Source organism: Actinomadura logoneensis (assembly GCF_003428695.1).
Lineage (GTDB): Bacteria > Actinomycetota > Actinomycetes > Streptosporangiales > Streptosporangiaceae > Spirillospora > Spirillospora logoneensis.
Genome location: NZ_QURH01000835.1, coordinates 1 through 5,073, shown reverse-complemented (window position 1 = coordinate 5,073; position 5,073 = coordinate 1). Strand labels below are relative to the sequence as shown.

At 74.4% G+C, this 5,073-nt stretch carries 4 protein-coding genes; all 4 read left to right on the top strand.

Going from position 1 to position 5,073, the window contains the following annotated elements; all coding sequences use genetic code 11:
• The first annotated feature begins 91 nt into the window (after nt 1-91).
• The 4 genes from cmdF to DZF91_RS28450 all read left to right on the top strand — a co-directional run bounded on the left by cmdF (nt 92) and on the right by DZF91_RS28450 (nt 4,993).
• Nucleotides 92-1,696, top strand: a complete 1,605-nt coding sequence (gene cmdF, locus DZF91_RS28465) for a tyrosine 2,3-aminomutase (protein WP_117360202.1) — start codon at nt 92-94, stop codon at nt 1,694-1,696.
• A gap of 156 nt (nt 1,697-1,852) precedes the next feature.
• Nucleotides 1,853-2,530, top strand: a complete 678-nt coding sequence (locus tag DZF91_RS28460; RefSeq protein WP_117360201.1) for a DUF899 domain-containing protein — start codon at nt 1,853-1,855, stop codon at nt 2,528-2,530.
• Nucleotides 2,531-2,587: 57 nt separating this feature from the next.
• The gene (locus DZF91_RS28455) at nt 2,588-3,103 is read left to right on the top strand and encodes an SRPBCC domain-containing protein (RefSeq protein ID WP_117360200.1); all 516 of its coding nucleotides are present in this window, start codon (nt 2,588-2,590) and stop codon (nt 3,101-3,103) included.
• 195 nt (nt 3,104-3,298) lie between these two features.
• A complete protein-coding gene (locus DZF91_RS28450; protein WP_117360199.1) occupies nt 3,299-4,993 on the top strand; it encodes a (2,3-dihydroxybenzoyl)adenylate synthase in 1,695 nt (564 codons plus the stop codon).
• Nucleotides 4,994-5,073: the final 80 nt, after the last annotated feature.

Here is a 5,073-nt window from a genome sequence, read left to right as displayed (position 1 = left end):
GCCGCCCCACGACCGGCGGCGGACCAGGCCCCCCGTTCCCGGCGCGCGCGACCGCCGCGCCGCCGTCCCGACACCACGTGAGGTGGATGGCATGACAACAGTCCAGGTGGAACCGGTCCGGCTCGACGGCGGCGGCGTCACGCCCGACGGGATCCGGCGGATCGCCGAGGACGGCGCGCCCGCCGCGCTGTCCCCCGACGTGCTGGAGCGGGCGGCGGCGAGCCGCGCGCTGTTCCAGGACATCGTGGAGCGCGGCATCCCGGTGTACGGCATCACCACCGGCTACGGCGACCTCGCGTACATGATGCTCGACCCCGCGGTGGAAGCCGAGCTGCAGCTCAACCTGGTGCGCAGCCACTGCGCCGGGGTCGGCCCGCTGTTCGCCGAGGACGAGGCGCGCGCGATGGTCGCGGCCCGGCTGAACGCGTTCGCGCGCGGCTACTCGGCCGTCCGGCCCGAACTGCTCGAACGGCTCGCGCTGCTGCTGAACCAGGGCATCACCCCGGCGATCCCGGAGTACGGGTCGCTCGGCGCGAGCGGCGACCTCGCCCCGCTGTCGGCGATCGCGGCCGTGGTGATCGGCGAGGGCTACGTGCTGCGCGACGGGAAGGCCGTCCCGACCGGGCCGGTGCTGCGCGAGCGCGGCATCGAGCCGCTGAGCCTGCGGTTCAAGGAGGGCCTGTCCCTGATCAACGGCACGTCCGCGATGACCGGGCTGGCGGCGCTGCTGGTCGGACGGTCGTGGGCGCAGGTCCGGCAGGCGGAGGTCGTGACCGGCCTGGTGCTGGAGACGATGCGCGCCTCGACCGGCGCGTTCGCGCCCGAGGGCCACGACCTGGCCCGTCCGCACCCCGGCCAGATCGACACCGCCGCGAACCTGCGGACGCTGCTGGCGGACAGCGGCCTGGCGTTCTCGCACGCCGAGATCCGCGAGCAGGTCGAGGCGCAGAAGGACGGCGACGCGCTCGTCCAGCGCGGCGAGATCTACCTGCAGAAGCCGTACACGCTGCGCGCGATCCCGCAGGTCGTCGGCGCGATCCGGGACACCCTCACGCACGCCACCACCGTCGTGGGGACCGAGCTGAACTCCTCCAACGACAACCCGCTGTTCTTCGAGGGCAAGGAGGTCTTCCACGGCGCGAACTTCCACGGCCAGCCGGTCGCGTTCGCGATGGACTTCCTCACGATCGCCCTCACCCAGCTCGGCGTGATGTCGGAGCGGCGGCTGAACCGGCTGCTGAACCGGCACCTCAGCGGCGGGCTGCCGGAGTACCTGGTGGCGGGCGAGCCCGGCCTGCACAGCGGGTTCACCGGCGCGCAGTACCCCGCGACGGCGCTGGTCGCCGAGAACCGGACGATCGGCCCGGCCAGCACGCAGAGCATCCCGTCCAACAGCGACAACCAGGACATCGTCAGCATGGGGCTGATCGCCGCGCGCAACGCCCGGCGCGTCCTGGACAACAACCGGCTGATCCTCGCCGTCGAGTTCCTGGCGGCGGCTCAGGCGGTGGACCTGCGGGACGTGAAGGAGCAGCTCAGCCCGGCGGGGCGGGCCACCTACGAGCGGGTCCGCTCGATCGCGCCGTTCCTCGCCGAGGACCGCTTCATGACCGACGAGATCGAGGCCGTCGCCGCCGAGATCGGGCGCGGGGGCTTCCTCGCGGCCCTGCCCGACGGCGGCGCGAGCCTGCGCTGACCCGACCGCCCGGCACGTCCGCACGACACGCCCGCCCGGCACACCGCACGGCACGCCCGCACGACACGCCGCAATGACACGCCCGCACGGCCCGACCGCGCGGCCCGGCCCCGGTCCGGCCGCGCGGGCGGACGCGCGGGCAGAGAGGAAGTACCGATGACCGGTCCGCGCATCGTCGAGCGGACGGAGTGGATCACCGCCCGCAGGGCGTTCCTGGAACGCGAGAAGGAGGTGACCCGCGCCCGCGACGCGCTCAACGCCGAGCGCCGGCGGCTGCCGATGCTCGTGGTGGACAAGGAGTACGTGTTCGAGGGCCCGGAGGGCGAGCGCCGCCTCCCCGACCTGTTCGGGGACCGGCGGCAGCTGCTCGTCTACCACTTCATGTGGCCGCTCGAGGGGCACGACTGGTGCCCGGTCTGCTCGCTGTTCATCGACAACATCGGCCACCTGGCGCACCTGCGCGCCCGCGACACCGCCCTGGTGATCGCGTGCGCCGCGCCGCAGTCCGACATCCAGCCGTTCCGGAAGCGGATGGGCTGGGACATCCCGTGGTACACCACGCGCGGGGACGACTTCTACACCGACTTCTCCCTCGACCTGGGCGGCGGCCAGACCGAGCTGCCCGGCGTCAGCGCCTTCCTCAAGGACGACGACGGACGGGTCCTCTACGGTTACTCGACCCACGGGCGAGGCAGTGACATCCTGAACAACACCTACAACTATCTCGACCTGACACCGCTGGGCCGTCAGGAGGACGGGATGGAGGACACGATGGCCTGGATCCGGCACCACGACCGGTACGACGATCCGGGCGGCGCGTCCTGCCACGGCTGAACACCCGGCCGCGGTCCCCGGCGGGGCCAGGACACGCGACGACAGGAGGCCAGACCGATGGACCCCCGAACGTTCCGCACCCGGGCCACGCTGGGCACCGCCGACGGCGGCACCCCGGCGCTGCGCTTCGAGCACGACTACGGGCACGCGCCCGAGCGGGTGTGGCGGGCCGTCACCGACGGCGAGCGGCACTCCGAGTGGTTCGGCTTCCCGGTGGTCATCGAGCCCGTCAAGGACGGGCGCTTCTCGGTGACCTTCTCCCCCGACATGGTGGAGGAGGGCCGCGTCCTGGAGGTGGACGAGCCGCACCGGTTCGCCTACACCGGGCGCGGTGACGTGTACCGCTGGACGATCACCCCGGACGGGGACGGCTCCCGGGTCGTCCTGGAGAACGAGATGGGCGACCCGGACCACATGCCGTACAGCGCGGCCGGGTTCCACCTCGCCCTGGACAAGATGGAGGACCTGCTCGACCGCGAGGCCGGCAGGCCGGCCTCCGGGTCGGCGGACGACGGCCCGTCGTTCGACGACCTGGTCGGCTACTACACCGACCTGCGCGACAAGTCCGCCTGACCGCGGCTCTCCGACCGCCCCGCGCCGCTCGCCGGCGCGGGGCGGTTCGCTGTCTCCGGGCCCTCTCCCGGGCCTCTTCCCGCGTGCTCCGGCGGTGGCATTCGCGGAGATGCCGCCGGGCGGCGGGCGCGGCGATAGTCGGGGAAAGCGGACGGCGCGGTCCGTCCGGCGAGCGGGACCCGCGAGGGGGAGGCTGTGACGGGAGAGCGGAGCAGGCCCAGCCGGGACGGCGTCACGCCCTGGCCGCCGGAGACGGCCGCACGGTACGAGGCCGCCGGGTACTGGATCGGACGGCCGCTCGGCGAGCAGGTGCTCGCGGTCGCCGACGCCCGGCCGGACGCCGAGGCGCTGGTCAGCGGGAACGTCCGGATGACGTACCGGGAGCTGGCGCGGCGCGCGGACGGCGCCGCGCTGCGGCTGCTCGGCCTCGGGCTGCGGCCGGACGACCGGATCGTCGTGCAGCTGGACAACCGGTGGGAGTTCGTCGTCCTGACCCTGGCGTGCCTGCGCGCCGGGATCCTGCCGGTGATGGCGCTGCCCGCGCACCGCCACCGGGAGATCTCGCACATCGCGGGGCACGCCGAGGCGCGCGCCATCGCGGTGCCCGCCGAGAGCGCCCGGTTCGACCACCAGGCCCTCGCCCGCCGCATCCGCGCGGAGCACCCGGGCGTGGAGCACGTGCTCGCGGCGGGCGACCGTCCCGCCGACGACACCGTGGACCTGCGGGACCTGTGCCGTCCGGCGGACGACCCGGACGCGGCCCGCCGCGCGCTGGACGCCGCCGCGCCGCACTCGCGGGACGTGGCGCTGTTCCTGCTCTCCGGCGGCACCACCGGCCTGCCGAAGCTCATCGCGCGGACGCACGACGACTACTCCTACAACGCGCGGCGCAGCGCCGAGGTCTCCGGGTTCGGCCCGGACACGGTGTACCTCGCGGCGCTGCCGCTGGCGCACAACTTCCCGCTCGCGTGCCCGGGCATCCTGGGCGCGCTGCTGGCGGGCGGCCGGGTCGTGGTCGCGCCGTCGCCCGCGCCCAAGCGGGTGTTCGACCTGATCGAGCGCGAGCGGGTCACGGTGACGGCCGCGGTGCCCGCCATCGCGCAGAGCTGGCTGGCCTACCAGGAGAGCGGCCCCGGCCACGACCTCGGCTCGCTGGAGGTGCTGCAGGTCGGCGGCTCGCGGCTGGCCGACGAGGTCGCGGTGACGGTGCGGCCCGTCCTCGGCTGCCGGCTCCAGCAGGTGTTCGGGATGGCCGAGGGCCTGCTCAACTTCACCCGCCTGGACGACCCCGACGAGGTCGTCTGCCACACCCAGGGGCGCCCGATCAGCCCGGACGACGAGATCGCCGTGCTGGACCAGGACGGCCGCCCGGTGCCGGACGGCACGCCCGGCGTGCTGCTGACGCGCGGCCCGTACACGCCGCGCGGCTACTACCGGGCGGACGGGCACAACCAGGTCGCGTTCACCGGGGACGGCTGGTACCGCACCGGCGACATCGTCCGCCGCCGCCCGGACGGGAACCTGGTGGTGGAGGGCCGGGACAAGGACATGATCAACCGGGCGGGCGAGAAGATCTCCGCCGAGGAGGTGGAGAACCTCGCCTACCGGGTGCCCGCCGTCGCGCTCGCCGCGGCCGTCGCGATGCCCGACCCCGACCTCGGCGAGCGCGTCTGCCTGTACGCCGTCCTGCGGCCGGGCGCGCACGTGGAGCTGGCGGAGATCCGCGCCGAGATGGAGCGCGCGGAGGTCGCGCCCTACAAGCTCCCCGAGCGCCTGGTGGTCGTGTCCGAGCTGCCGCGGACGAGCATCGGCAAGCTCGACAAGAAGGCGCTGCGCGCCGACCTCCGCGACCGCCTCGCCGCCGAGCGCATCGCCCGTTCCGGCGGCTGACAACCACCGCGCGAGGACGGCCGGGGCCGCGTCGGACCGGCGCGGCCGAGGCGGCCGAGGCGGCCGAGGCGGCCGAGGCG